The 23,371-nt window shown below is 73.4% G+C and carries 18 protein-coding genes; 9 read left to right on the top strand and 9 right to left on the bottom strand.

Annotation, left to right across the window (positions count from 1 at the left end; translation table 11 throughout):
* Positions 1 to 16: 16 nt before the first annotated feature.
* Together AB0E07_RS07830 and AB0E07_RS07825 are read right to left on the bottom strand one after the other, a co-directional pair.
* A complete protein-coding gene (locus AB0E07_RS07830) occupies positions 17 to 889 on the bottom strand; it encodes an ABC transporter ATP-binding protein (RefSeq protein WP_362247451.1) in 873 nt (290 codons plus the stop codon).
* 135 nt (positions 890 to 1,024) lie between these two features.
* Complete coding sequence (locus AB0E07_RS07825) at positions 1,025 to 1,900, bottom strand: AraC family transcriptional regulator (RefSeq protein ID WP_362247450.1); 876 nt, start codon at positions 1,898 to 1,900, stop codon at positions 1,025 to 1,027.
* A gap of 36 nt (positions 1,901 to 1,936) precedes the next feature.
* Here AB0E07_RS07825 and AB0E07_RS07820 point away from each other — a divergent pair, with 36 nt between their 5' ends.
* On the top strand, positions 1,937 to 2,467 hold the full coding sequence (locus AB0E07_RS07820; RefSeq protein WP_362247449.1) for a hypothetical protein: 531 nt from the start codon (positions 1,937 to 1,939) through the stop codon (positions 2,465 to 2,467).
* On the opposite strand, the gene AB0E07_RS07815 is transcribed toward AB0E07_RS07820, so the two are convergent.
* From AB0E07_RS07815 to AB0E07_RS07805, 3 genes are read right to left on the bottom strand one after another with little or no spacing between them, the layout of a single operon-like run.
* Entirely contained in the window at positions 2,412 to 4,055 is a 1,644-nt protein-coding gene (locus AB0E07_RS07815) for a hypothetical protein (protein WP_362247448.1), read from the bottom strand. The genes AB0E07_RS07820 and AB0E07_RS07815 overlap by 56 nt on opposite strands.
* Positions 4,056 to 4,115: 60 nt before the next feature.
* Positions 4,116 to 5,888 carry a hypothetical protein gene (locus AB0E07_RS07810; RefSeq protein WP_362247447.1) on the bottom strand — a complete coding sequence of 591 codons (1,773 nt, stop codon included), beginning with the start codon at positions 5,886 to 5,888 and terminating at the stop codon, positions 4,116 to 4,118.
* Positions 5,885 to 6,667 (bottom strand): hypothetical protein, encoded by a 783-nt coding sequence (locus AB0E07_RS07805; protein ID WP_362247446.1) that lies wholly within the window; start codon positions 6,665 to 6,667, stop codon positions 5,885 to 5,887. Before AB0E07_RS07805 ends, AB0E07_RS07810 begins: the two co-directional genes overlap by 4 nt.
* 297 nt (positions 6,668 to 6,964) lie before the next feature.
* Between AB0E07_RS07805 and AB0E07_RS07800 the strand changes: the two genes are divergently transcribed.
* From AB0E07_RS07800 to AB0E07_RS07785, 4 genes are all read left to right on the top strand, one after another.
* The gene (locus AB0E07_RS07800; RefSeq protein WP_362247445.1) at positions 6,965 to 8,518 is read left to right on the top strand and encodes a hypothetical protein; all 1,554 of its coding nucleotides are present in this window, start codon (positions 6,965 to 6,967) and stop codon (positions 8,516 to 8,518) included.
* Between the two features lie 325 nt (positions 8,519 to 8,843).
* The gene (locus AB0E07_RS07795) at positions 8,844 to 12,680 is read left to right on the top strand and encodes a helix-turn-helix domain-containing protein (RefSeq protein WP_362247444.1); all 3,837 of its coding nucleotides are present in this window, start codon (positions 8,844 to 8,846) and stop codon (positions 12,678 to 12,680) included.
* An 87-nt stretch (positions 12,681 to 12,767) separates the two neighbouring features.
* Positions 12,768 to 13,844 (top strand): polyprenyl synthetase family protein, encoded by a 1,077-nt coding sequence (locus AB0E07_RS07790; protein WP_362247443.1) that lies wholly within the window; start codon positions 12,768 to 12,770, stop codon positions 13,842 to 13,844.
* A gap of 29 nt (positions 13,845 to 13,873) precedes the next feature.
* Positions 13,874 to 14,944, top strand: a complete 1,071-nt coding sequence (locus AB0E07_RS07785) for a polyprenyl synthetase family protein (RefSeq protein WP_362247442.1) — start codon at positions 13,874 to 13,876, stop codon at positions 14,942 to 14,944.
* A gap of 30 nt (positions 14,945 to 14,974) precedes the next feature.
* Here AB0E07_RS07785 and AB0E07_RS07780 read toward each other — a convergent pair whose 3' ends face one another.
* On the bottom strand, positions 14,975 to 15,640 hold the full coding sequence (locus AB0E07_RS07780) for a hypothetical protein (protein WP_362247441.1): 666 nt from the start codon (positions 15,638 to 15,640) through the stop codon (positions 14,975 to 14,977).
* 290 nt (positions 15,641 to 15,930) lie between these two features.
* Between AB0E07_RS07780 and AB0E07_RS07775 the strand changes: the two genes are divergently transcribed.
* Entirely contained in the window at positions 15,931 to 16,215 is a 285-nt protein-coding gene (locus AB0E07_RS07775; protein WP_362247440.1) for a pyrimidine/purine nucleoside phosphorylase, read from the top strand.
* A 119-nt stretch (positions 16,216 to 16,334) separates the two neighbouring features.
* A complete protein-coding gene (locus AB0E07_RS07770; protein ID WP_362247439.1) occupies positions 16,335 to 19,067 on the top strand; it encodes a SpoIIE family protein phosphatase in 2,733 nt (910 codons plus the stop codon).
* A gap of 24 nt (positions 19,068 to 19,091) precedes the next feature.
* On the opposite strand, the gene AB0E07_RS07765 is transcribed toward AB0E07_RS07770, so the two are convergent.
* Positions 19,092 to 19,970 (bottom strand): ABC transporter substrate-binding protein, encoded by an 879-nt coding sequence (locus AB0E07_RS07765; protein ID WP_362247438.1) that lies wholly within the window; start codon positions 19,968 to 19,970, stop codon positions 19,092 to 19,094.
* A gap of 119 nt (positions 19,971 to 20,089) precedes the next feature.
* On the opposite strand from AB0E07_RS07765, the gene AB0E07_RS07760 reads away from it, so the two are divergent.
* The gene (locus tag AB0E07_RS07760) at positions 20,090 to 20,590 is read left to right on the top strand and encodes a GNAT family N-acetyltransferase (protein WP_362247437.1); all 501 of its coding nucleotides are present in this window, start codon (positions 20,090 to 20,092) and stop codon (positions 20,588 to 20,590) included.
* Positions 20,591 to 20,602: 12 nt separating this feature from the next.
* Here AB0E07_RS07760 and AB0E07_RS07755 read toward each other — a convergent pair whose 3' ends face one another.
* On the bottom strand, positions 20,603 to 21,442 hold the full coding sequence (locus tag AB0E07_RS07755) for an aldo/keto reductase (RefSeq protein WP_362247436.1): 840 nt from the start codon (positions 21,440 to 21,442) through the stop codon (positions 20,603 to 20,605).
* Between the two features lie 88 nt (positions 21,443 to 21,530).
* A complete protein-coding gene (locus AB0E07_RS07750) occupies positions 21,531 to 21,938 on the bottom strand; it encodes an antibiotic biosynthesis monooxygenase (protein WP_362247435.1) in 408 nt (135 codons plus the stop codon).
* A gap of 221 nt (positions 21,939 to 22,159) precedes the next feature.
* Between AB0E07_RS07750 and AB0E07_RS07745 the strand changes: the two genes are divergently transcribed.
* Entirely contained in the window at positions 22,160 to 23,350 is a 1,191-nt protein-coding gene (locus tag AB0E07_RS07745; RefSeq protein ID WP_362247434.1) for an FAD-dependent oxidoreductase, read from the top strand.
* Positions 23,351 to 23,371: the final 21 nt, after the last annotated feature.

Below are 23,371 nucleotides of genomic sequence, written 5' to 3'. Positions count from 1 at the left end.
GGAGTGCGGGAAGGGGTCAGCCGGCCGGGTCGTGCCGTCCGACGGGGTCGATACGGAGGCGTCCGGTGCGCGGGTTGGTGTCCACCTCGACCTCGATGCCGTAGACCTCGCCGATGTTCTCGGCGGTGAGTACGGCGGCCGGTGGTCCGACCGCGTGGATCCGGCCGGACGCCATCAGGGCGAGCGTGTCCGCGACGCGGGCGGCCTGGTCGAGGTCGTGCAGGACGATCCCGACCGCGGTGCCGTGCCGTCCCGCGAGGTCGCGCACCAGGTCGAGGGTCTCGATCTGGTAGCGCAGGTCCAGGTGGTTGGTCGGTTCGTCCAGCAGGACGACGCCGGTGTCCTGCGCCAGACAGGCCGCGAGCCACACGCGCTGCATCTCACCGCCGGAGAGTTCGCCGACCGGCCGGTCCGCCATGTCGCCGACTCCGGTGAGTGCCATGGCGCGTTCGACGGCCTCGCGGTCCTCGACGGACGGCCCGGCGAAGCCGCGCCGGTAGGGGTGGCGGCCGAAGGCGGTGACCTCCTGGACCGTCAGTCCCTGCGGCGCGGGCCTGGACTGGGAGAAGAGGGTGACCTCACGGGCGAACTCCCGATTGCCGAGCAGCGCCGTGTCCCGCTCGGAGGCCGCTTCGCCGGTGCGGTCGAGGGTCACCCGGCCGCCGCCGATCGGGTGCAGGCGGCACAGGGCGCGCAGCAGGGTGGACTTGCCGCTGCCGTTCGGTCCCACCAGGGCGGTGACGTGGCCGGGCCGGAGGGTGAGCGAGACGCCGTGGACCACGGGCCGGCCGCCGTGACGCAGCAGCAGGCCGGTTCCGGCGAGGGCGGCCCGCGTCGGGGCGGGCACGTCCGCGGCGGGGGCGGCGCGGCGGATGGGGCTCAGGGGCATCGTTCTGGTCCGGACCGTCGAAGGGGCACGACTGGGGCAGCCCTGGGCCGGTCCTCGACGGGCTCTCACCGACCGAGCATCAACTAAGGGTTGCCTAACTCGACGAAGGCTATATTTCGCTTCCGCTGTCGACAATCAGCAGTTCGGGACAGCCGATACGCGATTCGGGACACCCGGTTCCACGGGATCGGCCGGAGCGTGGAAGGCGCCGGGAGTCGTCCCCATGACCCGACGGAAGGCGGCGATGAAGGTGCTGGGGCGGGTGTACCCCAGGACCGCGGAGACCGTCGTGACGTCGAAGCCCTCGGCGAGGAGCATCAACGCCCGGTGCACACGCAGCGCTTGACGCCACTGCGCGAAGGACAGACCCGTGCTCTGCCGGAACGCCCGGGTCAGCGTGCGGTCGCTGACGTCGAGTTCCCGCGCCCACTCCTCCAGCGAACGCGGATCCGCTGGATCGTCCAGCAGGACCTCGGCGATCACGTCGATCCGTGCGTCGCCCGGCACCCGCAGGGCGAACTGGCGCTCCGAGGGACGCAGCACGTCGAACACCACCGACTCCGCCCGGCCCCGGGCACCGGGATCGAGATCGGTGCCGGACAGATGCGTCAGCAGCGACTCCAGCAACGGCGTCATCGCGATCGCCGTCGGCTCCTCGAAGGCCACGGGGGTGCGGTCGGGGGCGATGAAGGCGCCGTAGAAGCGCGCTCCCGCGGTGGCGCGGCCGGCGTGGAGGGTTCCGGCGGGCATCCACAGCCCGTTCCCCTCGGACACCGTGAAGATCCGGTTGCCGACCCGGGAGGTGAGCGTGCCGCCCCGCACCCAGACCAGTTCGTGCCGACGGTGGGTGTGCGCGGACCACTCCGTGGCGACGCGGGGGACGTGCAGCCCGGCGACGATGGCGTAGGGCTCCACCGCCTGCTCCTGAAGGGCGGCGGGCGGCACCACCACGGTGCCCGCGTCACGCCGCCACATCCCGGGCCCGGCCTCGCCGCGGTCCGGTTCGATCATGTGGGCGATTCTATCGAGGGGCAGTACGGTCGGGCGATGGAGGTCGGGGTGGTGACGATGGAGGTGGGGGTCATGGACTGGAGCGAGGACCGCAGCGAGGACCGGATCCTGGCGGAGGAGCTTGCCGCTCTCAGTGCGACGGGTGGGGCGAGCGGTGGCCTGGTCCGGATGGTGGCCAAGGTGATGAGGAAGAACGTCCATGAGGTCGATCTGCTCGTTCCGCTGCCGTTCGAGGACGCGCTGAGGCATGTCTCCGAGGTGCTGGGGCGGGTGGGCCGGGTGGTCCCGGTCGGATCCGGCGAGAGCGAGACCGAGGGTGAACGCGAGGGCGAGAGCCAGGGCGAGGGTCGGGCGACGGTGCGCGTGGTCACCGGTGGCGGTGTCGGTGGGCTGAATCCCGTGGTGGTGACCGCGCGCGTGCTGAGCGGCGCCGAGGCCGGCACGGAGGTGTGGCTTCGGGCGGCCGCCAAGGAGGGGCTGATCAGGCAGCGGGCCGGGGAGAGGACCGCCGTCAGCGTCGCCGCCCTGCTGAACGGGACCGCCGGCGGCGGAAAAGGTGAACGGTGACCAGCGTGACCGGCCACGCGGTCAGCGCGAAGGTGAGCCAGCCGGGTTCGATACGCCCGAAGCCGAGGAACGAGGGCAGGCTGATCGCCCAGCCGGTCAGGGCCGCCGTCAGCAGGGCGTGCGGCAGGGCCGTCTCCGCGGTGCGCCGGGCGGAGTCCAGGGAGACCCCGACCGGCTGTCCGGCCAGGCCGGTCCACGCGGCCGTCAGCCCCAGCAGCGCACAGCCCACGGACGCCGACAGCGGCCACAGGGACGAGAGTTCACTGTCCGTGAGATAGCCGGGCACCTCCTCCCCCAGCAGACTCAGCGCTGCCCCGGCGACCGCGAGACCGGCGACCGGGAGAACCACCGCGCGCAGCGTCGCACCCGTGCTCACCCAGGCGACGGGCACGGCCTCGACCAGGGTGTCCTTGGCCATCACGAGGCTCAGCACCACCCGGCGGTGGAGGAGGACGGTCTGTCGCCACAGCCACTCGGCTCCCGCCCGTACCGTCGCCAGGCACAGGTGCCCGAAGGCCAGCAGCACGCCGGCGGCGAAGGCCGCGGTGCGGAGCAGCACGTCGAGGGTGTGCTCCGCGACGCTCAGGCAGACGCCGATCAGCCGGGCGGCGAGGTCGTCGGTCCCCGTGCTGTAGCGGGTCCGGCCCGGGTGCGCCCAGGCGGGGCGGCGCGGCTTGGGCACGGGTCGGGTCAACGGGACGACGCGCCGGTCGATGCGTCCGGCGCCCTGGAGCGCGCCGGCGACGCAGGTGGCGAGCAGGGCGCCGATCAGCGCGCCGGGTGCCGCCAGATCGATCCAGTGCCGGGCCCAGTCCGGCAGCCGGGCCAGCCGGCCCTCCGGCGCGAGCCGCTCGACCGCGAGGAACAGCAGTGCCGCGGGAACGGGGGCGAGGACCGCCGCGATCGGGCCCGCCGCGCGGGTCCCCCGCACCCATCCCACGCCGGGAGTGACCGCGTCCGTCACGCGCCGCGCGGACGCCTCGCGCCGGTCGCCGGAGGAGTCGCCGGTCACCGCCTCCCCCGCGCACCGCGCGGCCACGGCGACCGCGGTGAGCACGAGCAGCGTGGTCGCCGCGATCCGGTCGACGGGCCGGCTCGTCCAGTGGTGCGCCACCACGAGCACGCAGGTGACGAACCAGGCGACCGCGGCCGTCCGCGAGGTCACCGCCCAGCGCCGCAGCGGCAGGAGCAGGACCGCGGCACCGAGCAGGAGGCCGAGCACCCATATGGGCCAGGGCGAGCCGAACTGCGCCGTCCACACCAGCGCGGCCACCAGCAGCCGGGGCAGCAACCCCACCGGGTTGAGCGGGTGTTCTTGCTTGCGGACGTTCCGCAGCGGCAGAAACGCCTCGTGGGTGCGGCAGTACAGGTCGCTGGGCCGGATCCTGCGGACGTCGCAGTCCAGGGCGGGCCCTTCCGGAGTGGAGCAGCCGTGCGGCGGTGACGCCGTCTCGGCCCCGAGCAGCAGCCACCAGGAGCGGGCGGGCCGGGGTGCGCGGCGGGGCCGCGGGTGCGGGGGCAGCGGGTCCTGGGGTGAGCGGGGGTGCGGTGCGGTGCGTCGCCGGGCGGCGCGGCCGGTCGTGTCCACGGTCTTGGCTTCCTGAGTGCTGAGGTCGGGCCGTACAGGTCGGTGAAGGCAGGGGGACGGTCATCCGCGGCGTCGGTGCCGGGCCCTGCGGGGCAGGAACCAGGCGAGCAGCCGGAAGCGATGCCACCAGCCGTACTGGAGGGCGAAGAGGGCGAAGAGGTACTCGCGCACGCTGTAGACGCGGTGTGCGCCCGGCAGCAGCGCGGTGCGCCACGCTCCGGCGGCCGACCCGAGGAAGAGGTTCGCTGCGGTCAACTCGTCGTAACGGTCGCGCAGGATCTCGTCGGTGAGGGCCGGGTCGGCGGCGTCGTAGCCGTCGCGCAGGAGCCGGTGACGGTAACTGAGGATGCCCTGGAGGTCGTTGGTCTCCTGGAACCAGACGGTGGAATCGCGTGCGTGGGCCTGGGAACGCGGTACTCCGCGGCGCAGACCGTCGAGGCTGTCGCGTACGTCGTGCAGGGCCCGGAACTCCACGGGCGCGTCGGCGGGTTCCGCCGGCGCACGGCTGAGCAGGCGGCGGGCGAGGGGGCGCAGATCGGGGGTGCGGTGCATGTGCTCGACCACCCGTCCGAGGGTCTCCTCCAGCGCGAAGGAGTCCTTGCTGCCCGCGTCGGCCCGCCGGGCGTGCCGGCGCAGGTACCACCACGCGGGCAGGAGGCGTCCTTGCGCCCACAGGGCGGCGCCGATGCGTTCGGCTCGTTCCAGCGCGTGCGGCCCGCGCGCCGGCGCACCGCGCCACAGGCCGCGCAGGGTGTTCCACCGGCCGGCTTCCCACAGGATCCGGGAGCGCGCCCGGCGCAGTTCGTCGGGGTCGTCCGTGCCGGTCCGGCCCTCGCGGAGCAACCGCCGCACCTCCCGGTGCAGGCCCAGCGACTGGTACAGCAGGAAGGTGGCGTGGTCCCGCTCGGCGTCCGTGACGCTCAGGGGCGGGGTACGCGGGGTGCGTCGCACCGGTCCCGGCAGCGCGGGCAGACCCCAGGAGTCGGCGAGCGCGTCGAGCACCTCGGCGGTGGGCGCGCACACCACGCGTACGTCGGCGCCCGCCGCCCGCAGCAGCGCCTGGAGGGGAACGGCGTCGGCGCCCAGGGTGTGCGGCTCGTGACCGGAGTGCGAGATCCAGAGCACCCGGAGCCCCCGCAGTTCCTCCGGGGGCAGCGCGGCCACGAGCCGGTCCACGTCGAAGTAGTCGCTGCCGCTGTAGCCGACCACCACCATGCCCCGGCTGCCGCGCAGTTCGCACCTCAGGCGGGCGGCCTCCCGCTTCGGGAAGCCCGCCGAGAGACGGCCGAGCGTGGCGCCGAGGCGCTCACCGTCGGGTCCGTCGAGGAAGGAGCCGTGGAAGTGGTGGACCGCCCGGTCGGGGACGGGGCCGGCGTACCGCTCCTCGTGGGCACGCTCCACGCAGGTGTCGAAGTTCGCCGTGACATGGCGCCCGCCGGAGGCGACGTGGTCGGCGGCGAAGGCGTGCAGCCGGTTGGGCGCCGCCTTGCTGACGTCGTCGAGGAGCGCGAACACGGACGGGGAGGTGTCGCCCCTGGCCCGTACGGCGGCCTCCAGCGCTGTCTCCAGGCGCGGCGGCCGGGCGGCGGGCAGACCCGCGTCCCTCGGGCACGCGCCGTACGCGCCCAGGCCGAGAACCTGGTGGTACGTCATGACCCGGTCCAGCGACCCATCCTCGAAGAACGTGTCGAAGACCCTCCGGGTCAGCTCCGGGCCGGTCGGCAGGCTCGACGGCCCCTCGACGGAGGCGCCCGCTCCCGACCACACGAGGACCTCGGCCGGGGACAGGCCGTCCAGGTGCCGCACCGCGTCGGTGACGCCCTGTGGCCTCACCGCGCGACCGCGTCCGCGTCGGGGTCGCCCACGGCCGGCCCGGGCAGGTGGGTCGGCTCCGGCTCGGCCGCCTCCCAGACGGCCTCGAAGCGGCGCAGCCAGTACGCGTACCAGTGGGGCGAGGTCCGGCGGTCCAGCACGAGGTGCATCCGGGTGTTGATCGTGTCGTCCCCGAAGCCGTGGAACTCCACCACCACGGTCCCGTCCGTGCGGTCGCCGTTGACGATCAGCAGGCTGAATCCCGGGTTGAAGGGCAGGCCGCGCCAGTCGAAGCGCTCGTGCCGCGCCAGTCGGCGAAGGGTGATCAGGGAGCCACGCAGGGCGGATTCGAGGTCGAGGTTGTCGTCGAGCTGAACGGCCGCCTGGGCGAGGGCGGTCGGCGACGGTTGCAGGACGACGAAGCGCGCGGTGCCGCCGCGCTGGAGGACGCGTCGGCGCAGGTCCTCGGCGTTGGCCAGGACGTTGATGGCGGTCGGCCCGTAGACCCGGAGGTCCTCGGCGCGTTCCAGCAGGTCGCGCAGCGGGCCGAGTTCCTGCCTCTCGCGGAGCACCTCGTCCGGGGACGCGGGTGCGGGGCGGCCGGGCACCGCGGCGGTTCTGAACACCAACAGGGCCAGGGCCGCGACCGTGAAGGTCAGCAGAACCTGGGTACCGACGCGGTCGAACAGCCCGAGGACGAAGAGGACGAGGCCGGCGACGAAGACGGCGTACGACTCCAGGTGCCGGCCCCGGCGGATGTCGTGCAGGACCGGACGGAGCCGTCGGAGCGGGCGGTTCACTCGCGTTTCCTCACTTCAGAAAGGTCCGATGCGACGCTGAGGACCCGACTGAACCGGATGGCGACGGCCGCGCGACAGACGTCCGCGTATCCGTTCCGAGCAATGCGGTATCCGCGCGCCGCGCGTCGAGTCCCGGACGCCGGGCGGTGCGGTCGGCGGGCGGTGCGGACGGCGGGCGGTGCGGACGGCGGGCGGCGCGGTCGGCGGGCGGCGCGGAGGAATCATCCGATTCGGCGCCGGAACGCCCCGATTCGCCGCTACCGTGCGGCCGTTGCCCGTGGACGGGAGGAGCCGCGCATGGCGAGGAGCGACAGCGGAGGCAGGACGCCTCCCGGCGTGGAGACGTGTCTGAGGGCGTTGCGGCACCGCAACATCCAGGGACCCAACGCCGTGGTGCGGGCGTTGAAGGAGGACCTGGGCGAACTGCCCTGGGCGGAGGCTTCCATCCGCTCCTGGCTCAACGGAACCCGGAAGCCGGGGCCCGAGTTCATGGGGGCGCTGGCCCGGCTGGCGGGCGTCTCCGTCGCCGACGTCTTCGTGGAACTGGGCTGGCTGCGCGCGGAGGAGGTGTCCGGCCCCGATGTGGCGTCCCTGATGGGCCAGTTGCGGGACGGCATCACGGCGCTCGGGCGGCTGCCGCGCGCCTGGGAGGCCCCCTGGTTCGACCGTGCCCCGGTCGCGGCGGCCACGGCCGTGCTCTCCAGCGACCACGGGGCGCGCAGGTTCACGGCCGAGCTGACGGCGGTGCGGTCGGGCGAGGCGTACCCGACGGTCGTCCTCGACGTGGCGGAGTTCCGGCTGCGGCCCGGTGAGAAGCCGCTGCCCCTGACCGACGCCGTGGAACTGCTCAGGCGGGAGCGCGTCTGGGACGCGGCGCCCGGACCCGAAGCCCCGGAGCCGGGTCCGGCGCACGACTACTGGTCGACGCGGCTGGAGTTGACGGCGCTGGCCCACCCGGCGCTCCAGGAGCGCGGGGAGTACAGCTGGCAGGGTCGGCCGGGGGCACGCCTGTGGCTGGATCCGCGTGACGGGCACCGCCCACGTCATCTCCTCGTCCAGGACCGGCTGGCCGCGGTGGAACGGTCCGCCCGCGCGGTGGACGCGGCCGCACCGGGGCCCGCCGTCCCGCCCCTCGTCGTCATCGGCCGGCGACCGCTCGCCGGCGGTGCCGCGGCGCTGCTCGCCGAAGGGCTCGGGATGCAGTACGTGCTGCCCAGGTCCGGAGCCGAGGTCACACCGGACGGCTTCGTGGTGCCGGTGCGCCGGGAGAGGCTCGCGGGACGTGTCGAGGGCTGGCTGAAGACGTCCGAGCATCTGAGTGTGCGTCACCGCACTTCCTCACCCTGGCGTGCCGTCGTCCTGGCCCGCCCCTATGTGTTCGCGGGGCCGGGGTGCGGCTCCGGGGACAGCGACGACCGGGCCCTGCGTGCCCTGCTGGACCTGCCCGCGCACGTCGTGTTCGTACGGCCCGCGACGGCGATGCTGCACTGGTGGGCGGCGCGGCAGGCGGACAACGGGGTCGACTCGGAAGGCGGCCCGGAGGGCTGGGTGGAGCGGGAACTGCGTCTGTACGCGAGGATCGAGGAAACGCTGCGCGACCGTCCGGCGGACCGGACGCTGCTGCTGCGCGTTCCCGAACCGGACACCCCGCTACCGGTGAGCGGATGGGGATGGCCCGCCGCCGTGTCCGATCTCCAGCCGCGGCTCGCCCGAGCGGTGCTCGACTGGCTGGACCGCACGGTCAATCGCCGGGGTCCAAGGCTGGCGGAATGCCTGGGTCCGGGACAGTTGAAGGAGTGGGCGCCCACTCTCGACCGTGATGGCCAGGTGTCCGCTCTCAAGGCGTACTGACGCGCCGCGCGCAGCGGACGCCGAGGTCAGCGCCGGTCGTCGGGTTCCTCGGGATCGCCGGCGTGGCGCACTGTCGCAATCCTCATGGGCCGTGCTCCTCCTTCCACGAGGACGACGCCTCGTGCTCGGCTGTCTGGACAGTGGTGGCGCGTCCGCACGGCGGTGGCTCCCCTCGGTGCCGTGCGGACGCGGCCCCCTTCCGAGGACAGCGGTCGCGGGGCGGCCCGGACACCCTGTTGCCGCCTTCCCGTGCCGACCCGGACAGTGGTCGGACAAGCCCGGACGGCGCGGGCGTCCACGCATCCGAGACATCCGAGGAGAGCGCGTGTCACAGGGTCAGGGAGGACAGGGGGGACAGGGTGGACACGGATCGCACGGCGGAGCCGATCCGCGGGAAGTCACCTCGGTAGCGGAGTTCGCCCACGCGTTGACGGTGCTGCGGCAGCGGGCGGGGCGGACCGTCCGGGACGTGGCCCGCTCGGTGCGGCTCGCTCCCAGCACCGTCGGTGACTACTTCTCCGGCCGTCATCTCCCGCCCGTGCGCGCTCCGGAGCTGCTCACCGGCATCCTGCGGACCTGCGGCGTGGAGGACCACGGCACGCTGGAGCTGTGGCACGAGGCACTGGTACGGGTGCGGATGACGCCGGGCCGGCAGCCCGCCGGAGCCGTCCCGCCGTACCGGGGTCTTCGCGTCTTCGACGAGGAGCACGCCGAGTGGTTCTTCGGGCGGGACGAGCTGACCGCCGCGCTGACCTTCCGATTATCGAAGCTCACGGAGGCGGGCGGCGGACTGCTCCCGGTGGTCGGCGCCTCGGGCTCCGGCAAGTCCTCGCTGCTGCGCGCCGGGCTGATCCCCGCCGTACGGAACGGGACACTCCCGACGACACGGCAGCCGCACACGCCGCGTCCGGTGATCCTCATGACGCCGGGCGAGAGTCCCGCCGAGGAACTCACCGCGCGGCTCGCGGCGGCGGGACCCGAACCGCTGGTGGTGGTCGACCAGTTCGAGGAACTGTTCACCTCCTCACCGCACGACAGCGCACACGCCCACTTCATCGCCCTGCTCACCGCTCCGCCCGTCGTCACGGTCATCGGACTGCGGGCCGACTTCTACCCCAAGGCCCTGCTGCACCCGGCCCTGGCCCGGGCCTTGCAGGACCACCAGGTCGTCATGCGGCCGATGTCGACGGAGGAGATGCGGCAGGCGGTCACCGGGCCCGCCCGCAAGGCCCGGCTGGAGGTGGAGAGCGGCCTGGTCGAACTCCTGCTCCGGGACCTCGCGCCCCGCTCCCCCGACACCGTCCCCGGCCCCGCGGCCGCCCACGAGCCCGGCACCCTGCCCCTGCTGTCGCACGCGCTGCACGCCACGTGGCAGCGGGCGGAGCGCGGTCGCCTCACCGTCGCCGCGTACCGGGCCGGCGGCGGCATCCACGACGCGGTCGCCCGCACCGCCGAGGCGGTCTTCTCCGAACTCCCCGACATCCAGCGGGAGATCGCCCGCCAGATCTTCCTCCGTCTGGTCCATGTCACCGACGACGCGCCGACGACCCGGCGGCGCGTGGCGAGGAGCGAACTGGTCGACGCCGCGGGCGGTGCCCGTGCGGCGGAACCGGTCGCGGTGCTCGCCGCCTGCGTGGAACAGCGGCTGATCACCGTGGACCAGGACACCGTCGAGATCTCCCACGAGTCGCTGCTGACGGCGTGGCCGCGGCTGCGGGAGTGGATCGACACGGGCCGCGGCGGGCTGAGGATCCACCGACGGCTCACGGAAGCGGCACGCGGCTGGGAGGAGTCCGGCCGGGACCCCGGGCAACTGCTGCGCGGCACCGCGCTCGCCGTCACCCGTGAGTGGGCCGAGGACCGGGCGGGCCGGGCGGCGCTCAACACCACCGAACACGCCTGTCTGGACGCCTCGACCCGGCTGGAGGAGACGGAACGGCGCATGGCGCGGCAGCGCACGCGCCGCCTCGCCCAGGCCCTGAGCGCGGCCCTGGCCCTGCTCCTGATCGCCTGCGGCCTGTCCCTGTACGCACGTCACCAGCGTGACCGCGCCGAACGCGCCCGCACCGAGGCCGTCTCACGCGCCCTGGCCGCGGAGGCCGACCGTATCGGCACCCACGATCTCTCCGTCAGCGCCCAGTTGGCGCTCGCGGCGTACCGCACCGCCCCGACCCACGAGGCGCGCGCCGCGCTCATGGACTCGTCCGCCGCTCCGACGGCCGCCCGGATCACCGGGTTCACCGGTCTGGTGCAGTCCGTGACGGTCGACCGGGCGAACACCTTGCTCGCCGCGGGGTCCTCGGACGGCACCGTGCGGCTGTGGAGCATCGCCGACCGGGCCCGGCCCCGCCATCTGGCGACCGTGCGGGTCTCGTCCGAACTGGCGGTGTTCGCCGTCGCCCTGAGCCCCGACGGACGCACGCTCGTGGCCGGCGGGGGCATGGGACTGCTGCGCCGCTGGGACGTCGCCGACGCCCGGCATCCCCGGCCGTTGCCGGCCCTGCGTTCCTCCCCCGACGCCACCGTCTACTCGCTCGCCTTCGCCCCCGACGGCCGGGCCCTGGCCGCCGCCGGCGCCGACCGGGTCGTCCGGGTGTGGCCGGACGCGCGGGCGGTGCCCACCGCGGACCCGGCCGTGCTGCGGGGCAGTACCGGCTTTCTCCAGTCCGTCGCCTTCAGCCCCGACGGGACTCTGGTGGCCGCCGCCGGGCTCGACGGGCAGGCCCGGCTGTGGCGCGTCCGCGGGTCCGGAACCGTACGTCCGCTGACCACCCTCGACGCCTTCGACGAGGCGGCCCTGGCCGTGGGCTTCAGCCCGGACGGCCGACGGCTCGCGGTGGGCAGCCAGGACCGCACCACCCGCGTCTGGGACATCTCCCGGCCCGAGGCCCCGCGCCGGCCCCGCGACGCCGGTGACAAGGCCACCAGTTGGATCAACGCCGTCGGCTTCAGCCCCGGCGGGGACACCCTGGCCATCGGCGGCAGCGACGACGCGGTCCGGCTGTGGGACCTGGACGCCGGCTACGTCTCCGGCACCCTGCCCCACCCCGGGGCCGTCACCTCCCTCACCTGGATCGACCGGAAGACCCTGGTGACCGGCTGCTCGGACGGCACCGTACGGCTGTGGAACCTCCCCTCCCCGGTCCTGACCAGCGCCCAGGGGGTCAACGCCCTCGCCTACAGCCCGGACAGCCGCTTCCTCGCCGTCGGCACCCTCGAACTGCACCTGTGGGACCTGGCCCGTCACGAGCGCGTGGGGACCTCGTGGAAACCCGGCGGCGACACGTTCGTCCAGTCCGTGGCGTTCTCCCCCGGCACCTCGCTGCTCGCCGTCGGCTACGGCAACGGCCGTATCCAGCTCTTCTCCGTCGCCGCCGACGGCACCCTGCGGCTGCGCGGCTCCCCCTTCCGCGCGGCCGCGACCGGCTCGGTGCAGTCCCTCGTCTTCAACGCCACCGGAACCGTGCTGGCCACCGGCGCGGACGACGCCACGGTGCGGCTGTGGGACGTGCGGGGCGAGGACCGTGCGGTGGCCCTGCGGACGTACGAGGGCGCCACGGACGCCGTCCTGTCCGTGGCCTTCAGCCCCGACGGACGGCACCTGGCGGCGGGCAGCATCGACCGCGCCGTCCGGATCTGGGCCGTCGACGGTGCGGCAACCCGCCCCTCGGTGACGCTCCGCGGGCCCACCGGCTACGTCTGGTCGGTCGCCTTCAGCCCGGACGGCGGGCTCCTGGCCGCGGGAAGCGCCGACCGCACCGTTCGCCTGTGGTCCCTCGACGATCCGAACCGTCCCGTACGAGTGGGACCCGACCTCACGGGGTTCACCAGCTACGTCTACTCGGTGGCCTTCAGTCCGGACGGCCGGACCCTCGCCGCGGGCAGCACCGACTCCACGGTGTGGCTCTTCGGTGTCACCCGCCCCCACCGCCCCGGTCTCCAGGCCGTCCTCACCGCGGCGACCGGCCACGTCTACGCGGTCGCGTTCAGCCCCGACGGCCGGACGCTCGCCGCCGGCGGCGAGGACCACACCGTACGGCTGTGGAGCACCGACACCGACCTCATCGCCCGGCGCCTGTGCGCCGCCCGGGGCGACCCGCTCAGCGCGGCGGAGTGGCGCCGCTTCCTGCCCACGTCGCCGCGGGTGTCGTTGTGCACGTGAGGGCGGACGACCGCCCGGCGCTCCCGCGTGCTCTTCGGCGCTCCGGGTCGTTGAGAGGATCATGCAGATCAAGGAAGCGGTGGTCCGGTGACGGTGAGTGTCGTCGACGTCCCGGCGATCGACCTGGGCACGCTGCGACGCCAGGTGGACGCGGTACTGGAGGAGTTCCTCGCCGAGAAGGCCGGAGCGGCGGCCGACCGGGGGCACCCGCCGGAGGTCGTGCGGACCGTGCGGGACTTCCTGGCGGCGGGCGGGAAGCGCATCCGGGCCCTGCTGTGCGTGGTGGGCTGGCACGCGGCCGGCGGACACGGGGACACGTCCTCCGTCCTGCGGGTGGCGGCGTCCCTGGAACTGTTCGTGGTCTTCGCCCTCATCCACGACGACATCATGGACGACTCGCCCAGCCGCCGAGGCCGTCCCGCCGTGCACCGCGCGATGCGGGCCCGCCTGGGCCGGGACGAGCGGGCCGAACGGCTGGGCGCGGGCGGCGCACTGCTCGTCGGCAACCTCGCGCTGATGTGGGCACAGGAACTGCTGCACACCACCCCGCTCGCGGCGGGCCGGCGCGGGCGGGTGCACGCCCTGTACGACGCCATGCTGGAGGAGGTGATGTACGGCCAGTACCTGGACGTCATGGGGACGGGCCGGGGCGCCGACGACGTCGAGGCGGCCCTGCGCATCGTCCGGCACAAGACCGCCACCGCCACGATCGAACGCCCCCTGCGACTGGGAGCCGCCGTCGCGGGCGCGGGCGAGACCGTGACGGACACGTTCACCGGGCTCGGCGTGCCGCTGGGAGAGGCGTTCCAGCTGAGGGACGACCTGCTGGACGTCTTCGGCAGCCCGGACCACGCCTGCGCCCCGGGGCTCGGGGATCTGCGCGAGGGCAAGCGGACCGTTCTGCTCGCGCTGGGACTCCGGTCGGCCGATCCGGTCCGGCGGGAGCGGCTGTGCCGACTCGTGGGCCGCGCCGACCTGGGGGAAGACGAGGCGGCTGAGATCCGGGACATCCTGCGGGTGACGGGGGCGCGCGAGGAGACGGAGCGGATGATCGCCGCCCGCTACGATCATGTACTCCGTGTCCTGGACCGGGCCGGCCTCCCGCCCGCCGCGGACCGCGCCCTGCGCGGCCTCGCCGCCCGGGCCACCCGGTACACCGCGTGAGACAGCGCCCCGAACGGAGAACAACTGCGATGTCCGAACAAGTACTGGGCCGAGTCGCCGGGTACGAGCGCCACTTCAACGCCCTGTTCGAGGAGTACTTCGACACCCTGGGCGCCGCCCTGGACGTGCCGGCGTTCAGCCGCTTCACCCCGGACTGCCTCGGGCTGCTGCGGGACATCTCGTTGCGGGGCGGGAAGCGGCTGCGCGTCGTACTGGTCAACGAGGCCGCCCGTCTGGTGACCGACGCGCCGGTCGAGGGCCTGGACGCCGCCGCGCTGAGTGTCGAACTGCTGCACATCTCCGGCCTGATCCACGACGACCTCATCGACGACGGCCCGGTCCGCCGCGGCGGCCCCTCCACCTACTACGCCTACCGCGAGGCGTTCCCCGACCGTCCCCGCACGGCCGTCGGTCTGACCGTACTCGCGGGCGATCTCGCCCTGGCTCTCTCCCTGCGCGTCCTCCTCGCGGCGAACGCGCCGACGGCGGTGCGGCAGGCCATGGTCGAGGTGCAGACGCGCGCCGCGGCCGACACCTTCATGGGGCAGATCATGGACGTGGAACGGGACTTCATGCCCGCTCCGGGGGCGGACGTGCTGCACTCCGTGGCGGACTACAAGGCCGCCCGCTACTCGATCCTCGCGCCGATTCAGCTGGGGCTGCTGGCAGCGGGGGAACAGCCGGGCCGCTTCGAGAAGGAACTGCGCGAGTACGCGCGGCTGGCCGGGATCAGCGAGACGATGCGCGACGACTACCTGGACCTGTTCGGGGACCCGGACAGGCTGGGCAAGGCGACCGGTACCGACATCCGTGACGGCAAGCGCAGTTACACCGTCGACGCCCTGCTGGCGACGGTCGACGGGGCCGAACGCCGCACGGTGGAGGCCGCGTTCGGCGACGCGACCTGCCCGGCCGAGACGATCGCCGCCATCAGGGAGATCGGTGAGGGCCGTGGCGTGGCGGACCGCCTGCGCGACGACATGCGCCGGTACGCGCGGATGGCGTCCGCGGTGGCCTCCGAGTGGCGACCGCGCTGGCGGGAGGACGCGGTCGCCTTCTTCGAGCTGCTGCCGGTGTGGAGCGTGGAGCGCGACAAGTGACCAACTCCTCTGCCTGCGAGGCTGGTTGCCTTATCGGCTGAGGATCGCGTGGACGGGCGCGCCGACCGCCGCGCCGATCAACAGCCCCACTGCGACCTGTCCCGGGGTGTGGCAGCGCAGCCGGACACGGGACCAGCCGATCAGCACCACCAAAGGGGCGGTGACCAGCGCCCAGGGGCCGAACTCCGCCGCCAGGACGGCGAGGGCGCCGGAAGCGACGGCCGAGTGCACCGACACCTTCCAGAGGAAGGTGACCGGCAGCAGGGCGAGCAGGACGGCGACCATGGCCGTCACGAACGCCGACACCGGTACGGGAGCCTCGTAGACGTACAGCGGCACGGCACCGGCGAGGACGGAGGTCAGTACGGCGGGGGCCGCGAGCAGGCGGTCCTGCCGGCGCCGCATCCGCCGGTCGTGCCACCACCGGCGCCGCTCACCGAGGTGGAGGATCAGCGTGGGCAGCACCGCCGTGAACACCGCGGCGAACATCGCCCAGCCCAGGCCGGCCGGACCGGCCGCGCGCCAGCCGAACAGCGGGGTGAGGACGAGCATCCAGTTCCGCGGCTCGCCGACGTCACTGAGCAGCCGGGCCCCGCGCGCCTCACCACGGGGCACCGGCCCCCTCGCGGACGCCTCGGCCGACGCGTCGTCGGACAGTCCCGGCGGAACGGTCGGAGTGTCGCTGGACGTCGTCACCCGGTATGTCCCACCCCTCCGTGAGGTGGTGCCGCCACGTGCGGCACCCAGGACCCCAACGACGGGCCGACAGCGCCGGTCACGAAACCCACGGACCGAGCGGAACCACCGCGCACACGCCGGGCCACGGACCCACCGCGCCGCCCTGTCACCTATGGGCGCCGTGCCGCGGTGGCGTCCCGCTGCGTGGAACGTCGGCGCCGGACCGTGATCGTTGCCGTTAGCATCGCCCGGCCGGGCGCCGGCACGGCAGGTCGGCGACTCCCTGTCCAGTTCTCCGGAGGATGCCCATGTTCCAGGTCAACGAGTACTTCGACGGCACGGTCAAGTCGATCGCCTTCACCGGCGGGAGCGGCCCGGCGACCGTCGGTGTCATGGCTCCCGGGGAGTACGAGTTCGGTACCGGCAAGCGGGAGGTCATGCACGTGGTCTCCGGCGCCCTGACGGTGCGGCTGCCCGGCGCCGAGACCTGGGAGGAGTTCCGGGCCGGCAGCAGGTTCTCGGTGTCGGCCGACAGCAGGTTCCAGCTCCGGGTCGCGGTCGACACCGCGTACCTCTGCGAGTACCTCGACTGAGCTGTCGTACGGCGGAGGGTGCGGCCCCGCCCTGAGCCGCGCCCGCCGGTCCGGTCACCGATACTGAGAAAATGGGCAAACTTGGGCAATCTCCCCCGTCGATCCGACGGGGTGACCGCGTGCAGCCCAAGGCCGTGCCGCCGGAGACCGGCCCGGAGCCCCGTCATGACTCGGCCGGGCGGCGCCTGCTGGCGCGGCTGAGGCCGCGCACGGTCGCCGGTCAGGTGTTCCTGGCCCAGCTGGTGGTCGTCCTGCTGCTCATCTCCACGGCCCTGATCCTCCTCGTGATCCAGGACCGCAACCGGGCAATCCAGGAGGCCGGCGACCGGTCGCTGGTGGCGGCGGAGACCTTCGCGAACGCGCCGGGCACGGCGGAGGCGATGACGAGCGACGACCCGACGGCGGCGCTCCAGCCCCATGCCGAGGCGGTCCGCAAGGAGACCGGTGTCGACTACGTGGTGGCGCTGAGCCCCTACGGCTTCCGCTGGACCCACCCGGACCCCGACCAGATCGGCAAGCACGTCTCCACCTCCTACGGCGAGGCACTGGAGGGTGAGCCCCACCAGACCACCTTCGACAGCAGCCTGGGCAAGGCGGTCGACTCGACGGTGGCCGTCTTCGACGCGGACGGGACCGCCGTCGGTCTGGTCACCGTGGGCGTCACGGTCGACAAGGTGACCAGCGTGGTGGAGCACCAGCTGCCGGTGATCTTCGCCGCCGGCGGGGTCGCCCTGCTGCTGGCCGCCGGCGGGTCGGCGCTGGTCAGCGGGCGTCTGCGCCGGCAGACCCGGGGCCTCGGGCCGGTGGAGATGACCCGCATGTACGAGCACCACGACGCGGTGCTGCACGCCGTACGCGAAGGCGTGCTCATCCTGGACGGCGACGGAACGCTGCTCCTGGTCAACGACGAGGCGCGCCGGCTCCTCGCGCTGCCGCCGCGGGCCGAGGGCAGGCCGGTCACCGGACTGGGACTGAGCCAGGACCTGGCCGGGCTGCTGGTCTCGGGGCGCCCGGCCACGGACAAGGTCTTCCTCGCCGGGGACACCCTGCTGGCGGTGAACGTACGGCCGGTGACTCCGAGGGGAGGCAGCGTGGCCACCTTCCGGGACACCACGGAGCTGCGCGCCCTCGCGGGCAAGGCGGACGTGGCCGGCGGGCGGCTCCAGCTGATCTACGAGGCCAGCACCCGGATCGGCACCACCCTCGACATGCACCGCACCGCCGAGGAACTGACCGAGGTGGCGGTCCCGCGGTTCGCCGACTTCGCCACCGTGGAGCTGGTGGAACCCGTCCTGCTCGGGGACGAGCCGACCGGGGCCGATCTGGAGATGCGGCGCATCGCGGCCGCCGGCATCCGCGACGACGCCCCCCTGCACCGCGTCGGGAAGCTGGTGCGCTACGTACCGGACAACCCCGTGACCATCGCCATGTCGACCGGCCGGCCGATCCTGGTGACCCATCTGGCGGCCGCCGGCGGATGGCGGGCCCAGGACCCGACGCAGGCCCAGCGGGTGATCGACTACGGAATCCACTCCATGATCTCGGTGCCGCTCCAGGCCCGAGGGCAATTGCTCGGTGTCGTGGAGTTCTGGCGCTCGGCACAGGACCCGTTCGAAGCGGACGACCTCTCCCCCGCCGAGGAACTCGCCGCCCGCGCGGCCGTCTGCATCGACAACGCGCGCCGCTACACCCGCGAGCACACCACGGCCGTGACCCTCCAGCGCAGCCTGCTGCCCGGGTCGTTCCCGGAGCTGTCCGCCCTGGACGTCGGACACCGGTACCTGCCCGCCCAGGCGGGCGTGGGGGGCGACTGGTACGACGTCATCCCGCTCCCGGGCGCCCGGGTGGCCCTGGTGGTCGGGGACGTCGTCGGGCACGGGCTGCACGCCGCCGCGACGATGGGCCGCCTGCGCACCGCGGTGCACAACTTCGCCGCCCTCGACCTGGCACCGGACGAGCTCCTCGCGCACCTGGACGAGCTGATCACCCGGATCGACCAGGACGCGGCCGCCCAGGGCAAGACCGACACCGTCAGCGGCGCCACCTGCCTGTACGCGGTCTACGACCCGGTCTCCGGGCGCTGCGTGCTGGCCCGGGCCGGCCACCCCGGTCCGGCGCTGGTGGCACCCGACGGCACCGTGAGCTTCCCGGACATCCCCGTGGCCCCGCCGCTCGGCGTGGGAGGCGGACTCCCGGTCGAGACGGCCGAGCTGACCCTGGCCGCGGACAGCAGGCTCGTCCTCTACACCGACGGTCTGGTGGAGGCCCGGGGCCGCGACATCGACGTCGGCCTCGACATGCTGCGGGAGGCTCTCACCCGTACCCGCGGCGCCGGTCCCGACGACACCTGCCGGGTCGTCCTGGACGCCATGCTGCGGACCAGGGCGGGGGACGACGTGGCCCTGCTCGTGGCCCGCACCCGGCTGCTCGACCCGGCGCACATCGCGGAGTGGGAGGTGCCCGCGGACCCGGCCGCCGTCCCGCGGATCCGCGCCGATGCCACCCGCAAGCTGGAGACCTGGGGGCTCGGCGAGGCCGCCTTCACGACCGAGCTGATCCTCAGCGAGCTGGTGACCAACGCCATCCGGTACGGGGCGAGCCCCATCGGGCTGCGCCTGCTGCACGACCGCGACAGCCTGATCTGTGAGGTCAGTGACGGCACCAGCACCTCCCCCCACCTGCGGCGCGCCGCCTTCACCGACGAGGGCGGCCGTGGCCTGTTTCTCGTCGCGCAGATGTCCCGCCGCTGGGGGACCCGGTACACCGACCGAGGGAAGATCATCTGGGCCGAGCAGGCGCTCGACGGCGGGGCCGCCGGGGAGCTGGGAGCGCTGCTGATGGCGGAACTGTGAAGCGGGAGCGGCGCGGCGGGGCGCTCAGCTGCCGTCCTCGACCTTCAGGTACGGGATCTTGGCCGGGTCCTGGCCGAAGGCGGCGCCCAGATAGACGGCCGAGAGTTTGGCGAGCGTCCCGTCGTCGATCAGCTGCCTGATGATCCGGTCCAGTTCCGCCTTGTTCGGCGACCCCTTCGGATACAGGGCGCCGTAGCCCTGGTCGGTCCGGTACTGACCGACGATGCGCACCTTGCGTTCGGCGTCCTGGGGGTACGCCAGCAGGATGGTCGTGTCGTGGACGACCGCGTCGATGCGCCCGTCCTCCAGGGCCGTGACCATCTCCGGGTCGTTGGCGAAGGCGGTGACCGGCTTGGTCGGCTTCAGGCGGTTCTCGACGAACTCCTCACCCGTGGTGCCCTCGGCGACTCCGATCCGGACCTCCCGGAGGTTCTCCGCGTTGATCGTCTCGCCGTCCCTGATCAGGACGCCCAGGGTCGAGGAGAGGTAGGGCGGGGAGAAGGCGGCGACCTCCCTCCGTGCCGGAGTGATCGTGATCTGCGCGAGGGCCAGGTCGAAGTCGTCGGTGCGGCCGGAGACGACCTCGGGGAAGGGGGCGTTCTCCACCTTCACCCGGTCCAGTCCGGACCGGTAGGCGATGTTGGCGGCCATGCAGTACTCGTAGCCGCTCTTGACGGACGCCGGGGTGTACCCGTTCCACCAGCCGGGCGCCGGAAGGGTCGTCTTCACCGTCAGGGCGCCCGCCGTCTCGGGTGACAGATCGAACTCTCCGTACTTCCCCGACACCGGGCAGTCGCCGTACTTGGCCTCCGCGGACTTCGACCCGCCCTGATCACAAGCCGCTGTCGCGACGAGCAGCGCCATGCCGACAGCAAAAGAGACGGTCGCTGCCGTGGCGCGCATCATTGCACCTCCGGTAGGGGCATCCTCCTTGAATCACCATAAATCAACCCGTCCCATACGACTGCCGGAGCGGCGCGGAGTGGGCCGGGACGCCTGTCGCGCCGTGTGATGCTGGGGCCATGACCGATCAACGCGAGGTGTCCGTCGTTCGCCGACCGGGCCGGGCCGTTTCCGGGGAGGACGGGCTGACCGGGCTGCTGGCCGCCTACCACCTGCGGACGGAGGCCGAGAAGGGGGCGGCCGTCGCCGGCGCGGAGGCGCTGCCGGACCGCTACCGGGCGGAGATCTCGGACCCGCGGTCGGCGTTCGCCGACGATGTCGTGCTGGTGGCTCGGTGCGGGGGTGCCGCGGTGGGCTGCCTGGTGGTGACCGCGCCCGCCGACGGCCGGTCGGAGATCAAGAGACTCTGGACGGACCCGGCGTTCCGGGGCCGGGGCATCGCCTCGGACCTGCTCTCCGCGGCACTCGCGCAGAGCGCGGAGAGCGGCGCGGACACCGTGCGGCTGTCGGTGTGGAAGTGGCGGACGGCGGCCATCGCGCTGTACGAACGGTTCGGCTTCGCCGTCACGGACTCGTGGGACGAGCGCGGCGACCTGGTCTGCATGGAGCGCTCCGGGTGACCCGCCGGACCCCTACGTCGGCTCGCTCAGCCGGTCCAGGCGCTGGTACTGCGCCTCGGTCAGCCGGACGCCCTCCGCGGCGAGGTTCTCCTCCAGGTGGCTGATCCGGGCGGTGCCGGGGATCGGGAGGACGACCGGTGAGCGGGCGAGCAGCCAGGCGAGGGCGACCTGGGTGGGTGTGGCACCGGACTCGGCCGCCACGGCGGCGATCTCGGCCCGCTCCCCCGCGTTTCCCCACGCGACCGGCCGCCAGGGCAGGAACGCGATGCCCGCCGCCTCGCAGGCGGCGAGTACGGGCTCGTGCTCGCGGTCGAGGAGGTTGTACCGGTTCTGCACACTGACGACCTCGACGATCTCGCGGGCCCGCCGGAGTTCGTCGACCGTGACCTCGGACAGGCCGAGCCGGCCGATCCTGCCCTCGTCCTGGAGCTCGCGCAGTGCGCCCAGTTGTTCGGCGAGCGGGGTCTCCGGATCGATGCGGTGCAGTTGCAGCAGCTCGATCCGTTCGACGCGGAGCCGGTGCAGAGCCTGTTCGACCTGGTCACGCAGGATCTCCGGCCGCCCGTCCAGCCGCCAGTCACCGCCGGGTCCCGTCCTCGCGACACCCACCTTGGTGGTGATCAGCAGCTCGTCCGGATAGGGGTGCAGGGCCTCGGCCAGGAGTTCCTCATTGGCCCCGCCTCCGTACAGGTGGGCGGTGTCGATGAGGGTAATGCCCAGTTCGACCGCCCGCCGGGCCACCGCGACCGCCCTCTCGCGGTCGTCGGCGGGCTCGGTCGGAAGGCGCATGGCCCCGAACCCGAGCCGCCGCACGCCGAGTTCGCCGCCGATCCTGAACGTGTCCGATGTCATCGCGCTGCGCTCCGCCCCCGCCGTCGAGGGACTCACGCTAACAGCGGTTGCGTACGGGGCGCTGAACCACACTTCGACAGAAGGCCGTTCAGCCTTCGGCCACCCCCTCCGACCCGTCCGACCCGTCCGACCCCTCCGACCCCTCCGCCCGCACGAACCCGTGACTCCGCTCCACCTTCGCGACATGCAGCGTGTAGCTCTCGTACCACTCCGCCCGCCCTCGCCGCTGGGCCGCGCGGTGCTCGGCGTCCGTACGCCACCGGCTCAGGGCATCGCCGTCGCGGAAGTAGCCGACGCTGATGCCGAGTCCTCCGGGAGTCTGGGCGAAGTCCATCCCCAGGTAGCCCGGGACGTCCTTCACCAGTTCCTCCATCCGTTCATTGGTCTCGCCGTAGCCACTCTGCTCCCCGGTGCGGACCGCGACGAACACAGCCGCGTAGTACGGGGGTTCATACGCCGGAACAGGCATGACAGGAACATCCACGTGATCGCTCATGACGAGAACGTACGGCGCCGCACACCCGCCCGGCGAGCGTCTTTCCCGAACGGGAGACGTACGGGATCCAACTCTTGACCAAAGCCGTTGTCAGTGACGTTGACAAGCATCGAGCACCCCTCGGACGACCATGTGACCCACGTCACACGCCATTCCTGTCAGGAATCGGGGCGCTGTCCCGCTCAACCCGCAGACAGCGAGCGAACCGACGGGAGAAACCCATGAAGCACCGCATCGTCGTCCTCGGCGCCGGCTACGCAGGTTGCGCCGCGGCCGGACTGCTGGCCCGCCGGCTGTCCCCGGCCGACACCGAGATCACCGTGGTCAACGCCGAGCCGGACTTCGTCCAGCGGCTGCGTCTGCACCAGCTGGCGGCCGGCCGGGAGATCGCCGCTCCGCGACTGACCGAGGTCTTCGCGGGAACTCCGGTACGGCTGCGGGTGGCCCGGGTCACCGCCGTCGACCCCGAGCGGCGGACCGTCGCCGTGGCGGACACGGACGGCGGTGCCGAGCTCGGCTACGACACGCTGTTCTACGCCCTCGGCAGCCGCGGCGCCGACCACGGTGTCCCCGGTGTGGCCGAGCACGCCTTCGACGTGGCCGCCCGGCCCTCCGCGCTGCGCCTGCGCGAGCGTCTGGACGGCCTCGGCCGGGGCGGCGCCGTCCTGGTCGTCGGCGACGGTCTGACCGGTATCGAGACCGCCACCGAGATCGCCGAGGCCCGCCCCGGCCTGTCGGTGACGCTGATCGCCCGCGGCGAGCTGGGCGCCCGGCTCTCCGCCGGGGCCCGCGACCACCTCCGCCGGGCCTGCGACCGGCTGGGGGTCGCCGTCGTGGAGCACACGGTCGTCGAATCCGTCGAGGCCGAGCGGGTGCTGTGTGCCGACGGCACCGTTCTGGCGTCCGACGCGACGGTGTGGACGGCCGGCTTCACCGTCGGCCCGCTCGCCGCCGCCGGCGGGCTGGAGGTGACCGAGGAGGGCCGGGTCGTCGTCGACGGTTCCATGCGCTCGGTGTCGCACCCGGACATCTACGCCGTCGGCGACAGCGCCCACGCGGTCGGTGACAACGGCCACCCCCTGCCGATGTCCTGCGCCTCCGCCGGATACACCGCCCTGCGGGCCACGGCCGCCGTCCTCGGAGAGCTGACCGGCCGCAAGGCCGCGCACACCAAGCTGGAGTACCTGGGCAACCACATCAGCCTCGGGCGGCTGGACGGCATTATCCAGATGGTCGACGCCGAGGGACGGGCGAAGCCCAAGTACATGGGCGGGCGGAAGGCCGCGCGCATCAAGGCGGGCATTCTCAGGATGTCGCTGTGGGCCAACTCCCACCCGACCTTCGGCCTGCCCAGGCGCAAGCACCGCCTGGCCGCCGAGCCGCAGCGGACCGCGGAGAAGGCGGTCGCGTAACGACCCGCGAACTGCCTAGGG

This window comes from Streptomyces sp. NPDC048002 (assembly GCF_040653275.1).
Lineage (GTDB): Bacteria > Actinomycetota > Actinomycetes > Streptomycetales > Streptomycetaceae > Streptomyces.
The sequence above is the reverse complement of the archived record's forward strand: the minus strand, read 5'-3'. Positions and strand labels throughout refer to the sequence as shown.